Source organism: Corynebacterium pseudodiphtheriticum DSM 44287, from assembly GCF_000688415.1.
In the GTDB taxonomy this organism is placed as follows: Bacteria; Actinomycetota; Actinomycetes; order Mycobacteriales; family Mycobacteriaceae; genus Corynebacterium; species Corynebacterium pseudodiphtheriticum.
Window position 1 is genome coordinate 232435 of record NZ_JIAH01000008.1, and the last position, 26789, is coordinate 259223.

Below are 26789 nucleotides of genomic sequence, written 5' to 3' on the forward strand. Positions count from 1 at the left end.
GTGGCCGAGGCAACAGCTTATAAGCTGAGTGCTTGTTCAATGAGGCCACGAATTTCCGCATGATTTGCCGGCGCTGGCAACTCCACTGCCGGCGAGTTCGTGTCTCCCAGGCTGGTCACCCGCACTGCGATGCGCACTGACGAGATCAGCCACACCGATTCCGCCTGGTACAGCTCCCCAGCTGTTACCGGGCGGTTTTCGCATATCCACCCCTGCTGCCGCGCATAGTCGAATAGAGCATCGACTGTGGTTCCCGCCAGCACATCCCCGGCAGGGGTCACCAGCCGACGCTGGCTGCCTTCCCGCAGCACCAGCACGACAGTGGAGGTCGCGCCTTCCAACACCCGAGCATCGCTTGCCGACGCGGGGCTGGTCGTCGCGTCGCTTGTCGGCTCCACGAAGATCACATCATCGAAACCGTGGGCCTGCCGCAGCGCCGCCATCGTGGCCGCATAATTCACGGTCTTCGCGCCCACCGTCGTGGTCCAGCCACGCGGCACCAATTGCGCCCGCACCCCGTCGTGCCGCTGTTGTAGAACCCCTTGTGCCACTGGCGCGATCACCAGCCACGCCGTCGGCTGGGGCGCATCCGCTCCGGCGTCTCCGGCACCCCCGGTGCCCCCGGTGTATTGCCGTCCGCGCGAATAGGTCCAGGTGCACTTTCCTTCCCGGCCATCGGACTGTTCTTGCCAGTCCGCCACCGCTGCCGCGGTCATCTGATGCCACACAGCGCGGTCTGGGGCCGGAAGGTCCATCCGCTGCGCCGAACGTTGTAAGCGGTCCAGATGCCGCTGCAGGTTCGCTGCCCGCCCGTTTCGGACCAACAGCGACTCAAACACGGCCTCGCCGCGAGTCACCGCGGCATCGTCCCAAAAGACCACCGGTTGCGCCGGATCATGGCGTCGGAAAGTACCGGCGCGCACATCCACGGTGTAGATAACGGGGGTTAGCGGTGCTGACGAGGGCTGCTCACACATGCCATGGATTATGCCAAGGTTTTAGCGCTACCATGGTGCTGTGACTACGCATTACCGTTCTGTACTGCTCAACCGTCCGAACGCTATGGCTTATCAGGAGGAGCCACCACACCCGGATGTCACGGGTGTGGCCTGGCATTACGGTGAGCCACTGAGCGAGCAGCGCGCCATTACCTCCACTGGCGCGATTGTGGATCGCTCACATCGTCGCGTTATACGGGTGACCGGGCCGGAAGCCGCCGCGTTCTTGCATAATTTGCTTTCGCAAAAGCTTGACGACGTGCAAGCGGGCTGGTCTGGTTCTGCGCTGGATTTGGACACGCAGGGCCGCATTCTGCACACCATGGACATCGCGGTGACCACAGACACTGGTGCCGACGCGGGCGCTAGTGCTGGTGACGGCGCGGGTTCTGGCACAGGCGCTGGTGCTAGTGATCACACAGGCGATAGCGCCGACGCAGGCGCCGCAGCTGCCCCCGAAGGGCTGGCCTTCTACCTGGACTGCGAAGCCGGGAAATTCGATTCCCTGCGGGATTTCTTGCAGAAGATGATCTTTTGGTCCCAGGTAACCATCGAAGAAGCCGATTTAGCGATCATCACGGTGCTTGGTGGACCAACGGATACGCACCTGCCTTCGCAGGCCGTCTATTCGCGCACGGTTTCGACGGCAACTCCCGCCGGTACTGGCAGCGCACAACCAACCACTGGTTTGTGGGAAGCCAGCCGCACTGACGTCGCAGTTCCACGAGAGCAGCTAGAAGCAGCCGTCGAAGAGCTAGAAAGCACCGGTCTGCAGCTGGTCGGACTGATGGCGTATACCGCCGAACGGGTCAAGGCACTGGAGGCGGAGTCTGTGGATTTGGATGAAAAATCCATCCCGCATGAAATTCCACACTGGATCGGGCGTGGCGAAAGGGTCGGCGCTGTGCACCTAGAAAAAGGGTGCTACCGCGGGCAGGAAACCGTCGCGCGCGTGGAAAATTTGGGTCGTAGTCCGCGGGTGCTCGTATTACTGCACTTGGATGGCTCGGCGCCCACTATGCCTTCTCCTGGCGCGGACATTCAGGCGAAGGGGCGTCGCGTCGGCAAGCTGGGCACCGTGATTGATGATTGCGACTATGGCCCGATCGCGCTGGGCGTCATCAAACGTTCGGCATTGGATGCGGGACAAGTCAACATTGGTGATGTTGCCGCCAGCATCGATGCCGATTCCATCCCGGTCGAGGAAGAAGAAAAGGCTGGTCGGGCGGCTATTAACAAGTTGCGCGGACACTAGTTAGGCCCCAGTGCAGAATTTTTTGCAGTTTTGCTCTATCCTGTAACACAGGACGAATAAAAAAGCAGATGGGGCATCCGAATTCCCTGGATTGCCCTTAACCCAAAGGGGGTCATGGCTATGGGTCGAGGACGCCAAAAGGCAAAGCAGACTAAAGTTGCCCGGGAGCTGAAGTACAACTCCCCAGCAATGGATCTGGACTCGCTCCAGAAAGAGCTCGCCTCTCAACCGCCGGGACGCGGCTGGTCTCAGGACTCCGATGATGACTATGACTATGATTCGGACTACCGGGAAGACTAGCCCCCTAGGCTTACAGCGAAACTAAAGTTTGTCCCTTTAGTTTTTCTCCACCCCACTACCCCTTCCAGGTCGCACAAGGTTTCTCCGTGCGGTCTCCTGGAAGGGGTTGTTGTGTGGCTGCCACGCGGGCAGCCGAAACACCCCAAACAGCCTAAAACTGTGGGTGTGCACCGTGCATGACGACGCGTGGTTCTTCCTGTTCTGCAGCACGAACCGTGCCCAGCTCCCAAGCGTCGATGTGACGCGCCGTGAGCACAGCTAGTGCACGGTCGCGGTCCTCCGGAGAGACAACAGCAATCATGCCCACGCCCATGTTGAAGGTTTCTTCCATGGCTGCCAGGCTGACGTTGCCAGTCTCAGAGATCTTCTTGAAGATCGGCCCAGGAGTCCAGGTGGTGCGGTATACATCGGCAGCCAGGCCTTCTGGGATGACGCGCTCCAGGTTTTTCGCCAAGCCACCGCCAGTGACATGGCAGAACACCGATACTGAGCATTCCGACATCAGTTCCAGGCAGTCTTTCGCATAAATGCGGGTAGGTTCCAAAAGCTCTTCGCCCAAAGTGCGGCCGAATTCTTCCACGTGGCCATCAAGTGGCAGGTTGGCCTGCTCCAGCAAGACGTGGCGCGCCAACGAATAACCATTGGAATGCAAACCAGACGATGCCATCGCGATAATGACGTCGTCTTCGTTGACCTTTTCTGGCCCCAGCACGTCATCAGCTTCTACCACACCGACGGCGGTGGCGGATACGTCGTAATCGTTTTCACCCATGACACCTGGGTGTTCTGCGGTCTCGCCACCCAGCAGTGCGCAACCTGCGGTCACACACCCCTCGGCAATGCCACCGACAATATCAGCAACCTTTTCCGGGTACACCTTGCCAATGGCCAGGTAGTCCTGCAAAAACAGTGGTTCTGCGCCACAACAGATGAGGTCATCCACGCACATGGCCACCAAGTCAATGCCGATGGTGTCGTGCTTATCCATCGCTTGGGCCACGGCTAGCTTCGTGCCCACACCATCGGAACCGGATGCCAGCAGCGGCTCACGGTACTTACCCAGAGCAAACAGGCCGGCAAAACCGCCAAGGTCACCGCGGACCTCTGGGCGGGTGGCGCGCTTGGCGTGCGGCTTAATCAGCTCAACAGCCTGCTCGCCTGCTTCTACGCTGACGCCAGCATCGGCATAAGTTGGGGAATCCGGCTGCGATCCAGGCTGGGAAGAATTCGTCATAATCTCAATCTATCCTTTTATCGTGTGTATTCTGCGGCGCAATGCAGCGCGGTATCAAGCATCCTGGCTACTCAGCACTGTTGAGCAGCGTGCGCACAGCATCAGCATTGGAATTACCCTGCGGCAGGCCCAATGGGTAATTACCGTCGAAGCACGCGGTGCACAACTGCCTGGCTGGCTGCTCGGTGGCAGCGACCATCTCATCAATAGAAACAAAGCCCAGAGTGTCCGCACCGATGGCACTGCGGATGGTTTCAGTCATGCCTTCCAGGGAATCATCGCCACCAATATTGGCAATCAACTCAGCAGGGCTAGCGAAGTCAATGCCATAGAAGCATGGCCACTTCACCGGCGGCGAAGCGATGCGCACATGCACCTCGGCGGCACCGGCTTCCCGCAACATTTTGATCAGCGCGCGTTGGGTATTACCACGCACGATGGAATCATCCACCACCACCAAACGTTGGCCTTCGATGACCTCACGCAGCGGGTTCAGCTTCAAGCGGATACCCAGCTGCCGCAGGGTTTGCGTCGGCTGGATGAAGGTGCGCTGCACATAAGCGTTTTTCACCAAACCCTGGCCAAACGGAATGCCGGATTCGCGGGCATAGCCCACGGCAGCCGGGGTGCCCGATTCTGGCACCGGAATTACCAAATCGCCGTCGGCAGGATGGGTTTGCGCCAGGCGTTTACCGATCTCTAAACGCGTGGCATTCACATTACGGCCCCGGATGGTGGAATCCGGCCGAGCCAAATACACGTATTCGAACACGCAGCCCTTGTGCTTGGTTTCTGCGAAACGCTGCGTGCGCAGCCCGGCTTCATCAATAGCGATCAACTCACCCGGCTCAATTTCCCGGATGAATTGCGCGCCGACGATATCCAACGCACAGGTTTCCGAAGCCACGACCCAGCCACGCTCCAGGCGGCCAAGCACCAACGGGCGCACACCGTGCGGATCACGGGCAGCATACAAAGTATTGCCGTCGGTGAAAGTCAAAGAAAACGCGCCATGTACGTCTGGCAACAGGCGCGCGGCGGATTCCAAAATCGAATTATCATCACCGACGCCGTCGGCAAGCAACGCGGACATCACGGCAGTATCCGAGGAGGTATCCCCCGCCGTGATAAGGCCGCGCTCTTCGGCCATGCTGCGCAGCTCCAGGTAATTAGTCAGGTTCCCGTTGTGTGCGAGAGCAACATCCTGGCCATGCTTGGACGTACGGAACATGGGCTGGACGTTGGCCCATTCTTTACCACCAGCGGTGGAATAACGATTGTGCCCAATGGCTACATCGCCCTGCAAAGATTCCAGCAGGGATTCATCAAAAACATTTGAGACCAAGCCCATGTCTTTAAACACAAGCAAGCCGTCTTCCCCACCGACCGCCATACCGGCAGCTTCTTGGCCGCGGTGCTGGATGGCATAGAGGCCAAAATAAGTTAGTTTCGAAACTTCTTGCCCCGGCGCCCAGACCCCGAATACGCCGCATTCTTCGCGTGGTTCGGTTTCACCGTGATCGTCGAAATCATTGTGCTCAGCATGGTCAGTAAATGTGTTTGCTACCACGCAGTTCATCATAACGGTTGACGGTGGAATCCGCTAACAAGCACTTTTGACACGCCTACCGTGGGCTCGGGAAAAGCTGCGAAGAGCTCGACTAGGGCCCCACTAAAACCCGGCTAGAGCCAGGCTAGAGCCAGATTAGAGCTTGATGATGGGCATCCACTGCGCGATTTCACCGGCCCTCGTACCCGACGCGGTCGTGTCTGCCTGAGCCACCAGTTCATCCCAGTTGCTGTGGCCGGTGGCCAAACGCAACCAGGCATGCGGGCTGGCCTCCACCACATTGGGCGGGACTCCCCTAGTATGCCGGGGCCCCTCAATACACTGCACTGCCACGAACGGTGGCACGCGCAGTTCCACGCTATGGCCGGGCGCATCGGCGGAGAGTAAACGCGCGGTGTGGCGCACGGCGTCGGCAAGCTGAGAACGGCTCGGCTGTGCAATGCCAGCCGCACGCGCGGCCTCAGGGGAATCGGCGGCGATCCAATCCGCGATCGCAAGTACTGCCGCGCGGGCTTTGGCCGGGTCAGGTTTTTTCACAGAGTTTGACCTCAAAAGCTTTCTTTTAGGAGTTCCATTGTGGCAACACCCCTCTGAACTCAATCTGCAAATTCTACGCTAAGCACTGGCCACGATGATCCACACCGCTACCAGGTGAAAGATCGCCGCAATGATCGTCGCGGTATGGAAATGCTCGTGATAGCCATAAACGCGTGCGTTACGGCCCGGCCATTTCAAACCATAAGCCACCGCGCCGACGGTATACACCACACCACCGGCCAAGAGCAGCCACACCACGGCAGGCCCAGCGTTGGTCCATAGTTGAGATACCAGCGGCACAATCAACCAACCCAAGGTCACGTAAATGGCCACATCAACCCAGCGTGGACGGGAAAGCCAGAAGAATTTCATCACCGCGCTGGTGATCGCACCGCCCCACACGGTGGCCAACAACCACCACGCCTGCGGTAACACGATCAAGCAAAACGGGGTGTAAGTCGCGGCAATAAACACCGCGATCATGGCATGATCAGCACGACGCCAAGCCTGCACGGTTTTCTGCTTAGCCCACGGGATGCGGTGATACAGCGCAGAGACCGCAAACAGCGCGATCAGGCCGCAACCGTAGACCGTCGCGCCCAGGGCTTGCCACCATTCCAGGCGCATCCAGGAAAACGTGGTGAGCACACTAGCCGCAGCCAGCATAAGAATGGCTGCGGCCGTATGGAACCAACCTCGGGTGGCCGGGCGCGGTCCGCGATCAACCATGAAGAAAGTGCGCTGCACCAGGCCTTCCCGGTCATGGGTTTGCCAGTCACGACTCTCCCTGTCACGGTTTTCCTGGTTCGCAGCGTGCGAGACAGACGAGGCATTGTTTTTCACGCCCCTTATTTTAGACGAGAAAAATCCCACCGCGGAAGGTCTTGGCAGTTTTTGCCGAACACAATCCGTGGCGGGAACGCCGAACGCTAATAAGTGGCGGGAATGCCGAGCTCTAATAAAATGCGAAGCGCTAGCGCTGGCTCTTAGTCAAGAACGGAGTTTGCTCCGGTGGCATTACCGAACAAGCCAGGCAACGTGGCTGCCCATACTTCGCGCAGCTCCGCAACCGAAACGGCGACTCCCTCAACAACCTGCAGGGTCTGCTCTTCGGTAGTGGTACCGATTTCTGCAGCCGGAACGCCAGCCTTCTTGGCAGCCGCCAGCGTGGCCTCCACGTCGTTCGTGGCTACCAGGATGCGGGAGGCAGACTCAGAGAACATCGCCGTGGTGGCATCAGCGTGCACAGCGGACAAATCCACCTTCGCACCGACGCCACCGTCGAAGCACATCTCAGCCAAAGTTTGGCCCAAGCCGCCCTCGGAAAGATCATGCGCTGCGGTGATACCAGTGGCCTCGCCAGCGCTCAGCACAGCCGCCAAGCGCTCTTCGTTCGCCAGATCCACCTGAGGTGGCAGGCCGTTCAAACCAGCACCGGTGACCTGCTGCCAGATGGAACCGCCAAATTCTTCCTTGGTCTCACCCAACAGCACCAGCTTCTGGCCGGCTTCCGGACGGTGCCCGATCGCCTTACGCACATCATCAAACACACCGAGCACGCCGACGACTGGCGTCGGCAAGATTGGTTCCTCACCAGTTTGGTTGTAGAAGGAGACGTTTCCGCCGGATACCGGCAGTTTCAGCTCCACGGCGCCGTCGGCAAGACCATGCACGGCCTCGCGGAACTGCCACATCACGTCGGTGTTTTCTGGGGAACCGAAGTTCAAGCAGTTGGTGATCGCCACCGGGGTCGCGCCCTTGGCCACCACGTTGCGGTAGGCCTCTGCCAGTGCCAGGCGCGCACCCATGTTTGGATCCAGCTTGGTGTAACGGCCGGAGCAGTCCGCAGACACAGCCACACCACGGTGGGTTTCTTCGTCGATACGCAGCACGCCAGCATCCGAATGCAAAGCGTCCACGGTGTTGCCGCGCACGTAGCGGTCGTATTGCTCGGTGATGAAATCGCGGGAGCACAGCGCTGGTGAAGCCACCATCTTCTTCCACGCGGCCAGCAGGTCTGCTCCCACCGGCTTGTCGACGCCACGGAACTGCTGCAGCTCGTCCTGCCACTCGGGGCGGGCGTACGGGCGTTCATAGACTGGGCCTTCATCGGCCATGGTGTAGGCCGGAGCATCCACGACCACTTCGCCGCCGTGGCGGATCACCAGGTGCTTGCCGTCGACGACCTCGCCGATCTCCGCACAGGTGACATCCCACTTGGCGCAGATTTCGCGGAAGCGTTCCACGTTTTCTGGGGCCACGACTGCACACATGCGCTCCTGGGATTCCGAGGCCAGGATCTCTGCCGCCGTCATGTTTTCTGCCCGCAGCGGCACCGCATCCAGGTTGACTTCCATGCCACCGTCACCGGCGGCGGCCAGCTCAGAGGTTGCGCATGCCAAGCCGGCGCCACCGAGATCCTGAATACCCACCACGGTTCCTGCGTGGTACAGCTCCAGGCAGCATTCGATCAGAACTTTTTCTGCGAATGGGTCGCCTACCTGCACGGCCGGCAGCTTGCGCTCTGCGCCTTCGTCGAAGGATTCCGAAGCCAGCACGGACACGCCACCGATGCCATCCAGGCCGGTGCGCGAACCAAACAGCATGACTTTGTTGCCCTTACCGGAGGCAAAAGCCAGCTTCAGGTCTTCCACCTTCAGCGTGCCGACGCACAACGCGTTGACCAGTGGGTTAGCCGCATAGGATTCATCGAAGACGGTCTCGCCACCAATATTGGGCAGGCCCAGCGAGTTACCGTAACCGCCGATACCATGCACGACGCCCGGCAGCACGCGGGAAGTATCCGGTGCTTCTGCTGGGCCAAAGCGCAACTGGTCCATCACGGCAATTGGGCGCGCCCCCATAGCCATGATGTCGCGAACGATGCCGCCGACGCCGGTAGCAGCGCCCTGGTAGGGCTCAACGTAGGACGGGTGGTTGTGGGATTCCACGCGGAAAGTCACCGCGTTGCCATCTCCAATGTCCACCACACCGGCGTTTTCGCCAATACCGGCGAGGATCTTCTCAGCCATCTGCTCTGTCATAGTCTCACCGAAGTAACGCAGGTGCGCCTTGGAGGATTTATACGAGCAGTGCTCCGACCACATCACGGAGTACATGGTCAGCTCGGCATCGGTCGGGCGACGGCCGAGGATTTCTTTAATGCGCGCGTATTCGTCGTCTTTCAGACCCAGCGCGGCATAAGGTTGTTCTTGGTCTGGGTTCTGCTGGGCTTGTTCGACTGTGTCGTTGACGATCTTTTTCGCAACAGCGTCATTGGCGACGTGGGCCATAGGTGTGTCTCCTTAGAGCTTCTCGGCGCTCAAAGCGTTGAGTGCGGAACGGAAAATGCCCAGGCCGTCGACAGAAGGCCCAGTCAAAGCTTCAACAGCGTGCTCCGGGTGGGGCATCAAACCAACGACGTTGCCAGCCTCATTGGTGATGCCGGCGATGGAGTTGATCGAGCCGTTGAAGTTGTCGGTATAGCGGAATACCACGCGGCCTTCTGCTTCTAGCTGCTCGATGGTGGCAGCATCGGCTTGGAAACGGCCCTCGCCGTGCTTAGCTGGGATCAAAATTTTCTGTCCCTGCTCATATTCGCTAGTCCAGGCGGTGTTCGCATTCGCGACTTCCAGGTAGGTATCCACGCAGTGGAAGTGCAGGTGCTGGTTACGGGTGAGCGCTCCCGGCAGCAAACCGGACTCGGTCAAAATCTGGAAACCATTGCAGATGCCCAGCGTCGGCATGCCTTCGCGGGCTGCTGGGATCACAGCCTGCATGACTGGCGACAGCGCAGAGATCGCACCGGAGCGCAGGTAGTCGCCGTAGCTGAAACCACCTGGGACGATGACGCCGTCGACGTTGTGCAAGCTGTTGTCGTCATGCCACAGCTCCACCACGTTTGCTCCGGCCAGTCGGGCAGCGCGGGCCGCGTCGACGTCATCAAGAGAACCTGGGAAGGTAATGACACCGATGGTTGGGCTCATTAACGCTCACCCCGGTCAGCAACTGCGGAAGCACCGGTAGCTTCGTCCGCAGCTACCTCGGCGTCGCGTTCTTCGATGACGATTTCAAAATCTTCAATAACCGTGTTGGCCAGCAGTTTTTCTGCTACTGCCTGGATTTCGGTTTCGGTGACGGTCTCATCGACGTCGAGTTCAAAACGCTTCCCCTGGCGCACCTGGCTGGCGCCGGTCACACCGATGCGGCCCAAGGCCTGCAATACTGCTTTGCCTTGCGGGTCCAAGATCTCGGGCTTGGGCATGACATTGACTACGACTCTGGGCATTGCACTTCCTTTAGCGACTCGGAGTGTGGGCGTGCCACGGCGTGTGGGCGTGCCACCGTTTTCGTTGCCAGTCTAGCGTGAAAGCCAAAAGGATAAATGCATGGGCTTGCGTTCTGGCCGGGGTTCGTCGCGCAAAAATTCTGCTAGACATAACGCAAGCACAGAGCCCAGCAGCGCGGTGAACGCCGCCCAGGGTAACCAGCGCTCGGAATCCCAGGCTGCCAGGGGCGGGAAGGCAAAGACTGCACAGACGGGAATTAAATACAGCACCCATCCTTGGCCCCGGGCTAAAACGCCTAATAAGGGCAGTACGATCAATAAAACGTAGTGATCCCACAGGATGCCGCTGGTGGCGGTGAGCGTGGTAAAAATTCCCACTGTGGTGATCTTCCACGGTTCGCTCGAGCACCAAGCGATGTAGACCACCACAGCGAGCAAAGCTAACGACAACAAGCGCGGCACCAGGCTGGTGACCAGCGACGGATCTTCCACGATGGAAACCAGGGCGTCGGGATCTTCCACGACACCAACGTTAATCAGCGAGGCAAAGGCACCATTAACGGGCGCAACTAACGCGGCCGCGTTGAGTTCTTGCAGGGTTTCCACCCAGGTGCGGAACGTGGCAAAGCCCAGGGAAACAATCGAAACCACCACCGCAGTAATACCAAAAAGCAGCCCGGCCACCCCGGCTTTGCGTGCGCGGGGAAAGAACAAGCAGATGATTACAAGCACCACCGGGGTGAGCTTGACGACGGCGACCGCGCCGAGAGCCAACCCGGCGCGAACCGGGTATATGCGTGCTGCTGCGAGCCCATAGGCCACCCCAGCGAAAATCAACGGAGTGGTTTGCCCCAGATACAAGGAGGATTGAAAAGACGTGGCCACCCAGCCCAGTACAAGGCCTAAGGCCAAATATCCTGGCGGGATTTCATCTTCGAACCAGAACCGCCAAGCGGACACGATGAGTATTACCAGGGCCCACGCTGACAAAACGGTTATCCAAAATACCGCAGAATCAAAGCTCAGCAGCTTGGTAATCCACGACATCACCTGGGCCACAAACGGGGTGTGCACGAATGGGTGCGGGTAGGCCGAAACATCGGATTGTTCGTAGGTGTTGATCCAGGCTTCGCCTGTGATGAGGGCGAAGTCAGTTTCGTGAATGGCGTAGAGGTTTTCGGTGTCGCCTTTCCCCACCAGCAAACCAGCGATCCACAGTGAGCCGAGGTCGCCCGGGTCTTGTGCGCCACGCACCAGGAGCATAACGACCGCGCCGAAAAGCAAGCCGGTGACATGGTGGTACCACCGCACGATGGCCGAAGAGTCCGTCGCAGCTTCGGGCTTACGGTGGCGGGCCCGCCGTGTGGAGTTCGTGGAGACTCTCGTGGAGGCTGATGTACTCATGATGTCACTAAGTTATCAGCTTTCACACAAACACTCAGCAGCCACATCTGCCACAGCAAATACTCACCGGCGACACCCACCCCACCAAGCTATTCGGCCGCCGGAGCTATTTTTATTCCGTGATACCCGTGGCCTTGTTGATCGTCCACGCGTATTCGAATGCCGTCTGCTTCCACTTGCCGTAGCGCCCCGACACTCCCCCGTGGCCAGCTGCCATCTCCGTTTGCAACAAGAACTCGCCGCCACCGGCGATCTCACGCAACTTCGCAATCCACTTCGCCGGTTCCACGTACAACACGCGGGTGTCGTTTAGTGAAGTCACCGCCAGAATATCCGGGTAGCGCTGTTCCGTGATGTTTTCGTACGGCGCATATGAGGCCATGTAGTCGTAGTAGTCCGGGTCGTGGTACGGATCGCCCCATTCGTCCCACTCGACGACGGTCAGCGGCAGCTCTGGTTTCAGCATGGATGTCAGTGGGTCTACGAACGGCACGATGGCAGCAATGCCCGCGAACCGGTCCGGCGCCATGTTGGCGATCGCGCCCATGAGCATGCCTCCGGCCGAGCCGCCTTCGGCCACCATCGTCTCTGGTGCGGAAAGCCCACGGGAGACCAGGTCGTCGGCCACGTCAATGAAGTCAAAGAAGGTGTTTTTCTTCTTGTCCATTTTGCCGTTGTCGTACCAGCCACGGCCCATCTCTCCGCCGCCGCGCACGTGTGCGATGGCGAAGATCATGCCGCGATCCAGCAGCGACAGCCGAGAAATGGAAAAGCCGGGGTCTGTGCTGGACTCATAGGAGCCGTAGCCGTACAGCAAGGTTGGTGTCGGGGTGCTGGTGTCCAAGTCCGCGTGGTGGATGATCGACACCGGAATCTCGGTGCCGTCCCGGGCGGTGGTCCACAAGCGATACGCGGTGTAATTGCTGGCATCGTAGCCGCCGAGGACTTCTTGGCGTTTCAGCAGCGTAAACACGCCGGTGGCCGGGCGGTAATCATACAGGTGCGCCGGTTGGGTGAACGAGGTATAGCCCAGACGGATCACCGGGGCGTCCCATTCCGGGTTACCGGACACGCCGACGGTAAATAGTTCTTCCTCGAATTCGATTTCTTGGAAGCTCCCCCAATCACCGGTGGCATCAGTGATCGAATCCAGCATCATGATCGCCGCGCGTGGGATCGCGCCACGTCGGTAAGAAAGCACCAAAAAGTCGCGGTAGGCGTCGACGTCTTCGATGCGCACTTCCGCATCATGCGCAAGCAACACCGGCAAATCCCGCAGGCCAGGCAGGGTGCTTGCCGACGCCACGCGTGCGCTCGTACCGCCGCCGTGACCGTTGCCTTCGTGAACACCAGCGCCCATACCACCGCCATTTCCAGCCCCACAGCCTTCCGGAACCGGCACGGTGGATACCGCAAAATTCGCGCCCGCGGTGTTGTGCGTGACAATCCAATAATCCGCACCAGCTACCACCGCGTGATCAACTTCGTATTCCACGCCTGGTTCGCGAGCCCACAGGCACTCGAACTCACCTTCTGGGTTGTTGTAATCCAGCACCCAGACTTCGGAGGTGATCTTCGAAGAGGTGACGATCATCAGGTACTTTTCAGAGCGTGTGGCACCAACCCCGACGTTGTAGCGCTCGTCTTTTTCTTGGAAAACCAACACGTCTTCCGACTGCGGCGTACCAATGCGGTGCCGCCAGACGGTATCCGGGCGCCAAGCTTCGTCGACACGCTGATAAAAGATGTAATCCTCGCCTACCCAGCTGGCGCCGTAAAAAATGCCCGTGAGCTCATCGGCAAGATAGTCGCCGGTCTGCAAATCTTTCACGTACAGGTGAAAGCGCTCGTCACCGGCGGTGTCCACGGAATACGCCAGGTAGCGCCCGCTGGTGGTCACCGTGGAAGCACCCAGGGAGAAAAACTCGTGCCCTTCGGCCAAAGCGTTGAGGTCCAGCAGGATTTCCTCGCCCGGCACCGGGCCGTCGTCTGGGATGCTCGGCGGGGTCCACGGGTCCGTGCCCTCTTCTACCGGGATGCGGCAGGAATAGCCGTAGTCTTTGCCCTCTTCGGTGCGCCCGTAATACCAATAATCGCCCGCGCGCGTAGGCACGGACATGTCGGTTTGTTTGATGCGCGAGGTGATCTCGGAATAAATATTGTCCCGCAGGCCGGCGAGGTGTTCGGTCTGTGCGTCCGTGTAGGCGTTTTCCGCCTTCAGATAAGCGAGAGTGTCCTCTGCTTCTTTGTCGCGTAACCACTCGTAATTATCCACGAAGTCCCGGCCATGGAAACTACGGGTGACCGGGTGTTTCTTCGCCTGTGGCGGCTGCGCGGGTGCTGGGGTGTACGGAACGCTAGTAGCAGAATTATCCATACCGCCACATGATACTGGTTTTAACTAATGCGCTCGCCAGCCCGCTTGCCGACGTTTAGCCGCCTAGCCAACCCGCTTTCCGGGGTGCTTGCCGACGTTTAGCCGCCTAGCCAGTCGCTAAATTGCGCACCGCTCAGGCGTTCGTAGGCCTCGATATAGCGCGCCCTGGTCGCTGCCACGACGTCGTCGGGAAGCTCGGGCGGGGTGGACTGACCATCCCAGCCGGATTCCGCGCTGGTGAGCCAGTTGCGCACATATTGTTTATCGAAGCTCGGCTGCACCTGGCCTTCCTGGTAGGAATCTGCTGGCCAGTAGCGGGAAGAATCCGGGGTCAGTACCTCATCGCCCAAGACCAGCTGGCCGTCGGCATCCAAGCCGAATTCAAGCTTGGTATCGGCCAAGATGATGCCCCGTTCGGCAGCTAGCTGCTGCGCGCAAGCGAAAATGTCCACGGTGGCGCTACGCAGCTGCTCGGCGCGCTGTTCACCCAAAGAATCGGCTACCACTGCGAAGCTAACGTTTTCGTCGTGCTCACCCTGCTCCGCCTTAGTTGCCGGGGTGAAAATTGGGGTCTCCAGCTTGGAGGCTTCCACCAGGCCGTCGGGAAGCGCCACCCCGCACACCTCACCGGTCTTCTGGTATTCCTTCAGCCCAGAGCCGGTCAGGTAACCGCGGGCCACGCATTCGAAAGGCAACATGTCTAGCTCATGGCACACCATCGCGCGGCCCAGCACGGATTCTGGAATGCGCGGGTCATCCAACGGGCCCGCCAGGTGGTTGCGCACACCCATGCGCTGGGATAGTTCTTCGAAGAAGTACGCAGAGATCGCGGTGAGCACCCGCCCTTTATCCGGGATGGCTGGTTCCAGGGCGTAGTCATAAGCAGAGATCCGGTCCGAGGCGACAATCAGCAACGTGGAATCGTCAATACGGTAGATATCGCGCACTTTGCCGGTGGCAATCGGGGTATAAGCAGAAAGTTCTGGTCGCGTGGTCATCTACGCTCGTGGGCCTTTCGTGAATTCAGGGTTCGGAAATGCGGGGATTCAGGAATTCGGGTGCTAAAGCTAAGGCATGCCCGCAGGCTTGCTTCAGCCATGCTGGGGCGTGCAGAAGGGGCGCACTGGAGAACATGCCGGAACAGTAACGGGCTTAGAGAATCTCGCCTGGGCGGTAATTCGCAGCGTCCGGGTGCTCGTTGCGCAGTGTGCTTACCCGCGCCAGCACGCGCTTTACCTGTGATTCTGCGGCACCGATGAAAGCGTGCTTGTCCGCTAACGCCTCGTCCAAAGCCTGCTTATCCAGTGGCAGTGCGTCGTCAGCAGCCAAACGCTCCACCAGGTCTTGATCCGCACCGTTTTCACGCATGTTCAGGGCCACGGCAACGGCGTGCTTTTTGATGATTTCGTGGGCGGTTTCGCGGCCCACCCCGGCGCGCACGGCGGCCATCAGGATGCGGGTGGTGGCCAAGAATGGCAGGTAGCGCTCTAGTTCGCGGTCGATCATGGCTGGGAAGGCGCCGAATTCATCCAACACCGTCAGGAAGGTTTCGATCATGCCGTCAATGGCAAAGAACGCATCTGGCAGGGCAACGCGTCGCACCACCGAGCACGAGACGTCGCCTTCGTTCCACTGTGTGCCAGCTAAATCGCTGACCATGGTCAGGTAACCGCGCAGCACCACCTGCAGGCCAGAAACCCGCTCGCACGAGCGCGCGTTCATCTTGTGCGGCATGGCAGAAGAACCAACTTGGCCTTCTTTGAAGCCTTCTGTGACAACCTCATTGCCGGCCATCAAACGGATCGTCGTGGCTAGCGAAGACGGCCCGGAACCCAGCTGCACCAGGGCGGATACGGCGTCGAAATCTAGGCTGCGAGGGTAAACCTGCCCAACGGAATGGAACAGGTGGGCAAAGCCGAGGTAGTCCGCGATTTCAGTTTCCAAGCTGGCGAGCTTATCGTGCGAACCGCCCAGCAAGTCCAGCATGTCCTGGCTGGTACCCATTGGGCCTTTGATGCCGCGCAACGGGTACCGGCTGAGCAGGCCGTTGATGCGGTCGATAGCCAGCAATATTTCTTCCGCCGCGCTGGCAAAACGCTTGCCCAGCGTGGTGGCTTGGGCGGCGACGTTGTGGGAACGGCCGGCCATCACCAGCGACTGGTAGTTGGCAGCATGCTCACTAACGCGGGAGACCACGGCGATGGCTTTATCGCGAATGATCTGCAACGAGCTGTAAATCTGCAGCTGCTCGACGTTTTCCGTGAGATCACGCGAGGTCATCCCCTTGTGGATGTGCTCGTGGCCCGCCAGCGCGTTGAATTCTTCGATGCGGGCTTTGACATCATGGCGGGTGGAACGCTCGCGCTGCGCGATGGATTCCAGATCAACCTGGTCGATGACCTTTTCATAATCCGCGATGATCTCCGCGGGAATATCAATGCCCAGGGAACGCTGGGCGCGCATCACGGCGATCCACAGCTGACGCTCGTAGATCACCTTGTTGTGCGGGCTCCACAGATTCACTAGGTCTGCAGAACCGTAGCGGGAGGCAAGGACATTACTCATCGGCATTTTTTGTTGCGTCACATTGTGTATTATCACACGAATTTCGCTAGACCGACAACGCTTGCCGACGCCACCCCTACCCCGGGCGTCGGCAAGCAACCATGGGCATTAAACACCCGTGGGCATTAAACACCCGTGGGCATTAAGCAACGGGTATTAGACAACCGTGGGCTTTAAGCGACCATGGGTAATCGCTAAATGCTGATCTCGCCGCGTGCGGCCTTGGCACCGATATCGCGACGGTAGAATCCACCGGCCATCTGGATGTCGCCGATGGTCTGGTACGCGGCCTCGCGGGCAGCGTCCAGATCCGCGCCGGTACCGATCACGTTCAGCACGCGCCCGCCGTTCGAGTAGTATTCGCCGGATTCGCGGCTAGTGCCACCGTGCAGGACCTTTTCCGCGTTCTCGATATCTTCCGAAACAATCCGGTCACCTTTGCGCGGGCTGGCCGGGTAGCCTGAGGCGGCTAAGACCACGGTGACAGCCGAGCCTTCATGCCACTCCAGAGGTGCCAGCTCAGCCAAGGTGCCATTCGCACAGGCTGCCAGCGCCGGGGCCAGTGGCGATTGCAGCATCGCAAGCACCGCCTGGGTTTCTGGGTCGCCAAAACGGCAGTTGAATTCCACCACCGCTGGGCCGTCTTCACCCCAGGCCAGCCCGGCGTACAGCAGACCAGAATAGGCACAGCCGCGCGCAACCAGTTCCTTAGCTACGGGGCGGCAGACTTCATCCACGATGCGCTGCACGCCGTCTTCCGGCAACCACGGCAATGGCGTGTAGGCGCCCATGCCGCCGGTATTCGGACCTTCATCATTGTCGTAGGCACGCTTGTGGTCTTGGGCGGGCAGCAGCGGAACCACGTCTTCGCCATCAACCAAGCAGAACAGGGAAACCTCTGGCCCGGAAAGGAAAGATTCCAGCAGCACGGGGTTGCCGCCTTCGTGTACGGCATGGATGTGCGCAACGGCTTCGTCGTAATCCTGGGTAACAACCACCCCCTTGCCGCCGGCTAGGCCATCATCCTTGACGACGTAATTGGGACCGAAATTCTGCAATACCCGCGCGATCTCTTCCTCGCTGGCACCAGGGGTGATTTGTTCAGCGCGCGCGGTAGCTACACCAGCGGCAGCCATCACGTCTTTGGCAAAGGCCTTGGAACCTTCGATGCGGGCAGCGTCTTTGTTGGGGCCGAATACGGCAAAACCAGCTTCGCGTAGCGCATCTGCCACACCTGCAACCAGCGGAGCTTCCGGGCCGATGACCACGAGTTCTGCCTGCAGCTTCTGCGCCAAAGCCACCATGGCTGCGGCGTCATCGGCGCTGCCAGCATCGGTGTGCCGGGTGGCTAAGTTCTCCATGCCTGGGTTGCCGGGGCAAACATGCAGCTCATGGGCTACGGCCTGGGAGGCACCGTTCTGGCCGTCAGTATTCGAACCTTCACCGTTCGAATCTTCAGTGTTCAGGGCGTCATTTTTCTGCGCGTCGCGGGAAAGCCCCTGCAGCAGGGCATGTTCGCGGCCGCCAGTTCCGAGTACGAGAATACGCATGGCCTATATCCTATATGGCTGGGCTTGCCCGCCGGGCTGCACACCAAAGCCCGGTAGTGTGGTGGCATGAGCACAGTATTTAGCAAAGTCATTAATGGCGAACTGCCTGGCCGTTTCGTCTACCGCAGCTCGGATGTGGTGGCGTTTTTGAGCATCGAGCCGCTCACCTACGGCCACGTGTTGGTGGTGCCGGTCGAAGAGGTGGATAAGTGGACCGATATGGCCCCAGAGCTGTGGGCGCGGGTCAATGCGGTTGCTTATGAAATCGGCAATGCCGTGATCGAGGCCTTCGACGTCCCGCGTGCTGGCAATGTCATCGCTGGTTTTGAAGTCCCCCACACACACATTCACGTTTTCCCGGCCAGCAGCATGGATGATTTCAATTTCGCCAACGTCATCCCAGCCGATCAGACAAATGACGCCGCAATGGACGAGGCTGCGCAGAAGCTACGCGCAGCGCTGGGCACTAACGAGGACGGCACCAAGCTTTAACGTCCCGGAACCGGGGCAGCCTTCGGCTGTCGCTTATCCGGCTGTCTTTTATTCGAACGCCGTTTTTGGGCGCCGTTTATCCGTCTGCTGTTTAGTAATTTTCGCCGTAGTCGTCGAAGGTTTCTTCGCTTGCCGAAGGCTCGTCTAGCGCCGGAATGCGCACGGTGAAGGTCGAGCCAACCCCTGGTTCACTGTCGACGGTGATTTCACCATCGTGCTGGTCTACCAGAGATTTCACGATCGCCAGCCCCAGCCCGGAGCCGCCACCGGCACCCCGGGCGCGGGATGGATCTTCGCGGTAGAAGCGCTCAAAAATCAGCCCGGTTACTTCTTTACTCATGCCGCGGCCGTCGTCGGTGATGTCGATGCAGACGTAGCCCTTCGCGCTTTCCCCGTCTGTGCCCTTGTTGCCGTCTTTCCCAGCCTTGCCATTTTTGCCGTCTTCCTGGCTCCAGCCGCTGGTTTTCTCCTCGGCCTCGTAGTTATCGCCGGCTTCCTGCTGTTCGGCTGCAACGCGCATACAATCGTCCTGGCTTTCTTTGCGCAGCGTCAGCGTGACTGAGGCCTCCGGCCCACCGTGGTTCAAACCGTTGGTGATGAGGTTCAGCAATACTTGGTGTAGGCGGTCTGGGTCGCCAGAAACCACCGGAATATCGGTGGTTTTATTCTCCACCCGGATGGTGCGTTCTGGGTAGGCGGCTCGTGCGGTACCAACCACCGCCAGGGATAGTTCCAGCACGTCGACGGTGCGTTTATCCAGCCGGGAACCTTCTGCCCGCGTAAGCGCCAGCAAGTCTTCCACCAACAACTTCATGCGCCCGGATTCATCATCAATGGTGGCAAACACATGGTCCACATCATTGGTGGCTCCGGAGCGGTATAGCTCCACGTAGCCGCGCAAAGAGGTCAGTGGGGTGCGCAGCTCGTGTGAGGCATCACCGACGAAGCGGCGCATTTGTTCCTCTTTCGACTGCGCAGTTTCGACGGAATCCTGCAGCCGTTCCAGCATGATGTTCAAGGCAGCCGCCAGTTGGCCTACCTCTGTGTTCAGGGGCCATTTTGGCACGCGGAGGTCCAGATCGCCTTCGGCAATATCACTGGCGGTGCGCTCCACAATCTGCAGGGGTTTCAAGGTTTGTCTAATCACCGCAAACGCCAACAATGCCAAAAATCCCAGCATGACCAGGCTGATTAAGGCCTGCAGCATTGCCAAACCGCGTAGTAGGCCGTTTTCGCGTTCCAGGTTCTTGGCGACGATCGTCACCACGCCGTTTTGCTGGTTGGCCAGTGCGCGCCATTCTGGTTGCTGCGGCCCGTCAACGCTCGCTACGCTACGCGGTCCACCGCCGATCACCAGGTTGTTGATTTGTGGCAGGGTATCGCGATCGTTATACACCCGCGAGGAACCATCCGGGAAGATGTGGATCACGGCGTAATCTGTGGGCGGGCTGGCGGAAAGGTTGCCGGAAAAGAGTTCGGAATTTTGTGCCCACCCGGCCATGGATTGGGTTAGGTCGTCGTCGACGCGCTGGTAAAAGACCTCACGCATGACGGAGTACACCGCAAACGAGCTAGCAAAAAGCCCGAAGGCAGAAACCAGGACGGTGAGCACCACCAGCCAGGTGCGTAGACGCAACGGCCGGTGGGTGCGGTATGCGCGGTAGGAACGGCGTTTGCGTTCCCCCGGAGCGCCCCATCCTGTGGATGGCTCGGGGGCTTTCTGCGGCTCGGACTCGGACATTGGCGTAATTCTAGCGCTTCGGGCTCTGCTTTAACGGCATTAAGGGTTTTAGTTACTTCAGCATTTTTAGCGACGTGGTTTCCGCAGCACGTAGCCCACTCCACGCACGGTGTGGATCAGCGGGGTATCACCTGTATCAATTTTGCGGCGCAGGTAGGAAATATAAGATTCCACCACGTTGCCGTCGCCGCCAAAATCGTAGTGCCAAACGTTATCCAGGATCTTCGCCTTGGACAGCACTACTTCTTTATTCAGCATCAAAAAGCGCAGCAGGTTGAACTCGGTTGGGGAAAGTTCAATGAGTTCGCCGCCTTTGGTGACTTCGTGGGTGTCATCATTCAGCGTCAGATCGGCGTAGCTAATCGAGGAATCTTCTGCCGTATCCTCCTGCACATTGCCGCGGCGCAGTACGACGCGCAGGCGGGTGATAACTTCTTCCAGGCTAAATGGCTTGGTGATGTAGTCGTCTGCACCGATGGTCAGGCCATGGATGCGCGATTCGACGCCATCTTTCGCCGTCAGGTACAACACGGGGCCTTCTAGGCCTTCGGCACGTAGTTTCTGCAACAACTCGTAGCCGTCCATGCCTGGCATCATGACGTCCAAGATATAAGCGTCTGGGCGGAATTCCCGGGCCACGCGCAATGCGTCTGTGCCGGAGTTAGCGCTACGCACGTCGAAGCCTTGGAACTTCAGGGAAACAGTTAAGAGTTCAACAATATTAGCTTCATCGTCAACAACGAGAACCTTAACGGGATCGTTATGGGTGTAATCATCCATGGAAATCACTGTCTTCTTTCTTGGTGCTGGTGTAACTAGTTTATCTATGTCTTTTCTACGGCTAGGAACTTGCACCCAACTGACCGGACACTGAATAGATTCTGTGAGCACCCAAGGCCGCTGAACCAGTATTGTTGAACATATGGGATTTTCTGACCTCGTCCGCGCAGCCGAGCACAAGATCAACACCTACGGCGTCCAGCGTAAGACCCGGGCGGGTTGGCTGCCGAAAATCGTTCCGTACACCGGCTACGGCACCACTGAACGTGTGCACATTATCGGGCGAATTCTTATGGACGATCCAACGTTCGATGATTCCGATTCTGCCGCTACCGGCAGCCACCGCACAGCTGCAGGACACGTGGAAAATTTCGCGCACGAGGCCCAGCGAGGCTACCGCCAATTCTTTACCGTCCAGGTGGGCGATCACCCGGTGCAGGTGCACGTCGGCGGCGAGGTGGTGCAAACCTATACTGATTCCAACGGCTATTTTGATGTGTCCATCGTCGGCCATGGCTTAGAACCTGGTTGGGGCGAGGTGGATGTCACTGCCGAGGGCGCAGAAGCTGTGAAGGCCAAAGTGCTCATCACCTCCAGTGAAGAGACCATCGGGTTGATCTCTGATATTGACGACACCATCATGGTCACCAACCTCCCGCGCGCCTTGCACGCGGCCTACAATTCTTGGTTCAAAAAGACGAACAATCGGCAACCCATACCCGGTATGGCGAAGTTGTACAGTGAGCTGCTTAAGGACCACCCCAATGCCCCGGTGTTTTACCTATCCACCGGTGCGTGGAACACTTTCCATACGCTCGAGCAGTTCATCGACGACAACAACCTGCCCCAAGGCCCACTGCTGTTGACCGACTGGGGGCCAACCCCCACCGGTTTATTCCGTAACGGTTCTGAACACAAGAAAGTGCAGTTGCGGAACCTGATTATCGATTACCCAAATATCAAGTGGATTTTGGTAGGCGATAACGGGCAGCACGACCCACTCAACTATGGCGATTTAGCCATTGAGCACCCCGGTGCGGTCGCGGGCATCGCTATCCGTGAGCTCACCCCCACCGAGCACATGCTTTCGCACGGCACGATGAGTTCCCTGACCGGCCCGCCGCGCACCAACCGGGGCGCTGTGCCGACGATTTATGGCCCGGATGGCCATGCCTTGCTGAGGGAGTACCGGCAAAAGCCGTTTGCCTAGTTGGCACAGCCGCCGCGAGCTTGGATAAGGCATCACCTATTGGTGTTAATCTGCATCCATGACTGATGACTTATTGATCCGCATGCGCGATGTGCGGAAAAATTATGCGGCAAAATCCGGCACGGTGCATGCCTTGGATGGGCTAAACCTGGAGGTTGCGGAAGGAACGGTCCGGGGCCTGTTGGGACCCAATGGTGCGGGTAAGACCACTACCGTGAAAGTCTTGACCACCCTCACGCGGCCGACTTCCGGCGAGGTCACCATCGACGGCCTGGATGTGGTGCGTCATGGCCACGAGGTACGCAACCGCATTGGGGTTTCTGGGCAAAACGCCACTATTGATGAGGAGCTCACGGCCCGGGAAAACCTCATGCTGGTGGGCCGCCTGTTCCATCTGGGCGATAAGGGGGCGAAAAGGCGCACCGATGAGCTGCTAGAGATTTTTAATTTGGAGCACGCCGCAAACCGCCCGATCAAGGGCTTTTCTGGTGGTATGCGCAGGCGCGCTGATCTGGCGGCGTCTTTAGTAAATGATCCGAAGATTTTGTTCCTGGACGAGCCCACTACGGGCTTGGACCCGGCTGCGCGTTTGTCTTTGTGGGAAGTTATCAAACAGCGGGTACGTTCTGGCACTACTTTGCTGTTGACCACACAGTATTTGGAAGAGGCCGACTATTTGGCCGATCAGATCAGCGTGATTGACCAGGGCAAGGTTATTGCCGAAGGCACTGCCGACGAGTTGAAGTCTAGTGTCGGTGGCCAGCGGATTTCCGTGGTGCCGGTTAATCAGGCGGACCATGCTGCTGTGCAGAGTTTATTGGATGCGGTTGCGGCTAATCGCGGGTCGGTGACCATTGATGGCAACGAATTGAGCGTGTCTGTGCACGATGGTCCTGCTGCACTGGAGCAGGTGGTGACCAAGCTACGCGCGCAGGAGATCGCGGTGCATGATGTTGGGATGTCGCGCCCAAGCCTGGATGAGGTCTTTTTGGATCTCACTGGGCAAAGCGTTACTGGGGAAACCCACGCGAAGCGTACTGACACCGGGGCGGGTACTCCGGCCCACGGCACGCAAGAATCTGCACAGAAAGGCGGCACTAACTAATGAACACTACGAGCCCTATCCCGGCTATTACTTCTGCCCCTGCGATGTGGCTTGCCGACGTCCGCGCGGTGGTTATTCGCAATTTGATTCGGATGCGCCGTTCGCCGGATATCATCGTGTTTACCGTGTTGCAGCCGATCATGTTTGTGTTGCTGTTTTCGCAGGTTTTTGGCGGCGCTATTGATATTCCGGGAATGAGTTATGAGAATTTCTTGATGCCGGGCATTTTTGTGCAGTCGGCGATTTTCGGTTCTACTACCTCTGGCCTTTTTATCGCGAATGATAAGAAGGATGGTCTGATTAGTAGGTATAAGACTTTGCCGATGGCGCGTTCGGCGGTGGTTTTTGGCCGCACGGTGGCTGATATCACGTTGGCGAGTGTCACTTTGTTGGTGATGGTGGTTACTGGTTTGGCGATTGGTTGGCGTCCGGAATCTTTCTGGGGTTTTGTGCAGGGCTATTTGTTGCTGTTGTTGTTTGTGTGGGCTTTTTCTTGGTTGATGGTCACGTTGGGTTTGGTGGTTCCGCGCCCGGAGGCGATGAATTCGGCGACGTTTATTACCCTGTTCCCGTTGACTTTTTTGTCGAATGCTTTTGTGCCGCAGGAGACGATGCCTACGCCGTTGCGGGTTTTTGCGGAGTGGAATCCTTTGTCTGCTTTGGTGCAGGCGTTGCGTGATTTGTTTGGTAATAATGGCGCGTTGGAGACTCCGGATGTGTGGAGTTTGCAGAATCCGGTTGCGTTGGTGTTGGTTGGCGCTGCGTTGTTTTTTGTGGTTTTTTGTCCGCTTGCGGTGCGGGCTTATGACCGGAAGGCTTAGGCTTTAACGTTTTAGGCGTTTTGGTTATAGCAAAACGGGGCATCCGGTGTGATGGGCACTTGTTGAGAGTGCGTTCACACTAGATGCCCCGTTTGCTTTGGGCATTGTTTGCGCGTAGTACCCGGTTGCCTGGGCTACGCGTCTGGTATCCCCCGGCCTGGGCCGGGGTTCTACCTTGTCCTAGCTTTGTGCTGGGACTTCCGCGTTATTACTTGCGGTTGAACAGTCCTTGGAACCAGCCGACGATTCCGCGGGACTCTGTCTGCTGCTCACTGGAGGATGAGGACAGGTCGACCGAGGAACCAGTAGCCGAGGAGGACTGGTTGGCCTGGGTGTTCATGCAGTGCTGGTAGCTCAGGCCGGCCACGGCGATGGCAGCTGCTGCCAGGCCGATGTGGCGGTTTTCGTGAGCGAATTGACCCAGCTGCTGGTTGAACTGGTTCAGACGACCGTTGATGTGATCCAGAACATCCAGTGCAGCGCGTCCTTCTGGTCCCACGCTACGACGCACTTGCTGGTCAATCGCGTGGATTTCACGGTTGAACTGTTCACGCAGGCCAGCCAGGTGCGGGTTCATGACCAGTTCGTACATGTTGTGCAGTGGCGACAGCAGGATCAGTGGGATGGCGGTGACGCCACCAGCGAACACTGCGCACTGCAGGTGCCGTGGAATGTCGAAGTTGCTGGAGCCCAAGGAGGATCCTGGCAGTTCAGACGAACCTGGGACCGGCACGATCTCACTGTCCCCGCCCACGGTCACGAGTACCTGATCGGACTCATTCTTGTCACCGTCCTTTTGGGAAACGATGTACTGCGCTTCTGGGGTTGCTCCACCAGGTAGATCGATAGACCAGTTGCCATTCTCGTTCACCGTTGTGGTGGTGGAGAAGCCGTTAGGTCCGGTGACCGTGATGGTAGCGCCTGGTTTACCGGTACCGGTGATGATGTTGTCACCTGGGTGTACATCATTAACCGTTGGTGCTTCAGTGAAGAGATCACCTGCGGTGAGGTCTTCTTTATCATCGCCGGTCAGTGGAGCAGGCTCACCAAAGTTGCCTGGTACAAATTCTTCACCTGTAACTGGTACTTGGGTGATGAAGGACTTGGTTTCTTTGGTTCCGTCTGGGTAGGTGATGGAAACCTCGACAACGATAGAGTCGCCTGGCTTAGCATCAGCGCCTGGTTTGACGGTGATGTCGCCGTTTTCTTCCAGGTCAACGTCCCAGTCTTGCGTACCCTTGTTGTGGGTTCCGTGGCCCCAGCCAAGATCTACCTTAGTGCCGTGAGGCAAGGCATCACCAGTGTTCTTAACCGTGACAGGAGAGCCATCTTCAGGGGTGCTGGTATCAGCCCAGTTAGGCTCGATCATCTCAGCTTGACCGAAAGCTTCCTCAGCGGTGAGTTCGGTTTCTTCAGACTGCAGCATTGGACCGTACTCGCCAAAGTTTCCAGGTACGTACTCTTCACCGGAAACTGGTACCTGAACGATGAATTCTTTAGTCTCCGTTGAACCATCGGCGTAAGTGATTACCGCCTGGACCAAGACAGAATCGCCGTGTTCAGCATCAGCACCTGGAGTGACGGTGATGTCGCCGTTTTCTTCTAGCTCGACATCCCAGTCTTGCGTGCCCTTGTTGTGAGTTCCGTGACCCCAGCCAAGTTCAACTGTGGTGCCGTGAGGCAACGCATCACCGGTGTTCTTAACCGTGACAGCAGAACCATCCTCAGGGGTGTCGGTATCGTTCCATTCTGGGTCAAAACGATCGGCTTGGTCGAAGACATCTCCTGCAGTGATGTCACCGGAATCCTCACCTGTGATTGGACCGAACTCGCCGTGGGTTGTGTTAGGCGTATTCGGACGATCGGAACCTTCACTGTTTGGATAATCTGGTTCGCCGAGATTTTCTGGGAAGAATCCTTCAAAGGTTAGAGGGACTTTGACAATGAATGTCTTAGTCTCGGTGGAGCCGTCTGCATAGGTCAGTTCCACGTGTACTTCGATGGAGTCCTCTGGCGCTGCATCGCCACCTGGGATAACGGTGATTGATCCGTTTTCTTCCAGGCGTACGGTCCAGTCCTGTTCGCCCTTGTTGTGTTCACCATAGCCAACCAACAAGTCAACATCGGTGTCATGAGGAATCTCATCGCCGGTGTTAGGAACGTTCACGCGCGAACCATCATCTGGAAGGTTGGTGTCGTTCCAGTTTGGATCGACGACCTCAGAGATGTCCTTAGTCACCTTCGCATCAATCGGATTCCCAACATTCTTGCCATCAGCATCAGTGATCTGAACCTTCGCAGGCTTCTCAGTAACACCATCACCCAAAGTTCCCTCAGGAACCGTAACAGTGATCTCACCAGACTGCGGATCAACAGCTACCGTCGCACCATCAACAGGCTTGTCATCAATAGTGACGGTACCGCCCATACCCTCAGTCGGATTAGCAACCTTCTGACCAATCTTGGTCGGCTTACCCTCAGGAACCTCATTGCCACCAGCAGTAGCATCACCAGAAATCGAAGGCGCAGGAACCTCCTTAGTCACCTTCGCATCAATCGGAT

The 26789-nt window shown here is 58.3% G+C and carries 22 protein-coding genes; 6 read left to right on the top strand and 16 right to left on the bottom strand.

All coding sequences use genetic code 11. The features are described 5' to 3' along the window. Window positions 1–17: 17 nt before the first annotated feature. On the bottom strand, window positions 18–977 hold the full coding sequence (locus O146_RS0107355) for an aminodeoxychorismate lyase (protein ID WP_027018065.1): 960 nt from the start codon (window positions 975–977) through the stop codon (window positions 18–20). 40 nt (window positions 978–1017) lie between these two features. On the opposite strand from O146_RS0107355, the gene ygfZ reads away from it, so the two are divergent. Continuing rightward, complete coding sequence (ygfZ, locus tag O146_RS0107360; protein WP_027018066.1) at window positions 1018–2253, top strand: CAF17-like 4Fe-4S cluster assembly/insertion protein YgfZ; 1236 nt, start codon at window positions 1018–1020, stop codon at window positions 2251–2253. Window positions 2254–2373: 120 nt separating this feature from the next. Next, complete coding sequence (locus tag O146_RS0107365) at window positions 2374–2553, top strand: DUF3073 domain-containing protein (protein ID WP_027018067.1); 180 nt, start codon at window positions 2374–2376, stop codon at window positions 2551–2553. Between the two features lie 151 nt (window positions 2554–2704). Here O146_RS0107365 and purM read toward each other — a convergent pair whose 3' ends face one another. From purM to purD, 12 genes are all read right to left on the bottom strand, one after another. Continuing rightward, window positions 2705–3787, bottom strand: a complete 1083-nt coding sequence (purM, locus tag O146_RS0107370) for a phosphoribosylformylglycinamidine cyclo-ligase (protein ID WP_027018068.1) — start codon at window positions 3785–3787, stop codon at window positions 2705–2707. Window positions 3788–3854: 67 nt separating this feature from the next. After that, complete coding sequence (purF, locus tag O146_RS0107375) at window positions 3855–5366, bottom strand: amidophosphoribosyltransferase (RefSeq protein WP_238632404.1); 1512 nt, start codon at window positions 5364–5366, stop codon at window positions 3855–3857. Window positions 5367–5492: 126 nt separating this feature from the next. Further along, window positions 5493–5894: a sterol carrier family protein gene (locus tag O146_RS0107380; RefSeq protein WP_027018070.1), complete on the bottom strand. Its 402-nt coding sequence runs from the start codon at window positions 5892–5894 to the stop codon at window positions 5493–5495. Between the two features lie 78 nt (window positions 5895–5972). After that, window positions 5973–6623, bottom strand: coding sequence for a PAQR family membrane homeostasis protein TrhA (gene trhA, locus O146_RS11470; RefSeq protein ID WP_051619338.1), 651 nt, complete (start codon window positions 6621–6623; stop codon window positions 5973–5975). A gap of 257 nt (window positions 6624–6880) precedes the next feature. After that, window positions 6881–9187, bottom strand: a complete 2307-nt coding sequence (purL, locus tag O146_RS0107390) for a phosphoribosylformylglycinamidine synthase subunit PurL (RefSeq protein WP_051619325.1) — start codon at window positions 9185–9187, stop codon at window positions 6881–6883. 12 nt (window positions 9188–9199) lie between these two features. Then, window positions 9200–9880 carry a phosphoribosylformylglycinamidine synthase subunit PurQ gene (gene purQ / locus O146_RS0107395; protein ID WP_021354014.1) on the bottom strand — a complete coding sequence of 227 codons (681 nt, stop codon included), beginning with the start codon at window positions 9878–9880 and terminating at the stop codon, window positions 9200–9202. Further along, window positions 9880–10182, bottom strand: a complete 303-nt coding sequence (purS, locus tag O146_RS11475; protein WP_081820609.1) for a phosphoribosylformylglycinamidine synthase subunit PurS — start codon at window positions 10180–10182, stop codon at window positions 9880–9882. Before purS ends, purQ begins: the two co-directional genes overlap by 1 nt. A 72-nt stretch (window positions 10183–10254) precedes the next feature. Next, window positions 10255–11586 (bottom strand): glycosyltransferase family 87 protein, encoded by a 1332-nt coding sequence (locus O146_RS11480; protein ID WP_051619327.1) that lies wholly within the window; start codon window positions 11584–11586, stop codon window positions 10255–10257. Window positions 11587–11698: 112 nt separating this feature from the next. Further along, window positions 11699–13963 carry a S9 family peptidase gene (locus O146_RS0107410; protein WP_027018072.1) on the bottom strand — a complete coding sequence of 755 codons (2265 nt, stop codon included), beginning with the start codon at window positions 13961–13963 and terminating at the stop codon, window positions 11699–11701. A 98-nt stretch (window positions 13964–14061) separates the two neighbouring features. Beyond that, a complete protein-coding gene (locus tag O146_RS0107415) occupies window positions 14062–14961 on the bottom strand; it encodes a phosphoribosylaminoimidazolesuccinocarboxamide synthase (protein WP_027018073.1) in 900 nt (299 codons plus the stop codon). Window positions 14962–15115: 154 nt separating this feature from the next. Beyond that, the gene (gene purB / locus O146_RS0107420; protein WP_425265833.1) at window positions 15116–16534 is read right to left on the bottom strand and encodes an adenylosuccinate lyase; all 1419 of its coding nucleotides are present in this window, start codon (window positions 16532–16534) and stop codon (window positions 15116–15118) included. A 188-nt stretch (window positions 16535–16722) separates the two neighbouring features. Beyond that, entirely contained in the window at window positions 16723–18078 is a 1356-nt protein-coding gene (gene purD / locus O146_RS0107425) for a phosphoribosylamine--glycine ligase (protein WP_027018075.1), read from the bottom strand. A 66-nt stretch (window positions 18079–18144) separates the two neighbouring features. Here purD and O146_RS0107430 point away from each other — a divergent pair, with 66 nt between their 5' ends. Further along, window positions 18145–18570: an HIT family protein gene (locus O146_RS0107430; protein WP_027018076.1), complete on the top strand. Its 426-nt coding sequence runs from the start codon at window positions 18145–18147 to the stop codon at window positions 18568–18570. Between the two features lie 91 nt (window positions 18571–18661). Here O146_RS0107430 and O146_RS11485 read toward each other — a convergent pair whose 3' ends face one another. Both O146_RS11485 and O146_RS0107440 read right to left on the bottom strand, forming a co-directional pair. After that, entirely contained in the window at window positions 18662–20311 is a 1650-nt protein-coding gene (locus O146_RS11485; protein ID WP_155896246.1) for a sensor histidine kinase, read from the bottom strand. 66 nt (window positions 20312–20377) lie between these two features. Next, window positions 20378–21091, bottom strand: coding sequence for a response regulator transcription factor (locus tag O146_RS0107440; RefSeq protein WP_023018374.1), 714 nt, complete (start codon window positions 21089–21091; stop codon window positions 20378–20380). A gap of 142 nt (window positions 21092–21233) precedes the next feature. On the opposite strand from O146_RS0107440, the gene O146_RS0107445 reads away from it, so the two are divergent. The 3 genes from O146_RS0107445 to O146_RS0107455 are packed head-to-tail and all read left to right on the top strand — an operon-like array spanning window position 21234 to window position 24227. Continuing rightward, window positions 21234–22301, top strand: a complete 1068-nt coding sequence (locus tag O146_RS0107445) for an App1 family protein (protein ID WP_027018077.1) — start codon at window positions 21234–21236, stop codon at window positions 22299–22301. Between the two features lie 58 nt (window positions 22302–22359). Next, on the top strand, window positions 22360–23406 hold the full coding sequence (locus O146_RS0107450; protein WP_027018078.1) for a daunorubicin resistance protein DrrA family ABC transporter ATP-binding protein: 1047 nt from the start codon (window positions 22360–22362) through the stop codon (window positions 23404–23406). Then, window positions 23406–24227: an ABC transporter permease gene (locus O146_RS0107455; RefSeq protein ID WP_027018079.1), complete on the top strand. Its 822-nt coding sequence runs from the start codon at window positions 23406–23408 to the stop codon at window positions 24225–24227. The genes O146_RS0107450 and O146_RS0107455 overlap by 1 nt, the downstream gene beginning before the upstream one ends. A 208-nt stretch (window positions 24228–24435) precedes the next feature. Here O146_RS0107455 and O146_RS0107465 read toward each other — a convergent pair. Continuing rightward, the coding region (locus O146_RS0107465) for a YPDG domain-containing protein (RefSeq protein WP_027018080.1) at window positions 24436–26789 on the bottom strand (2354 nt) is incomplete at its 5' end.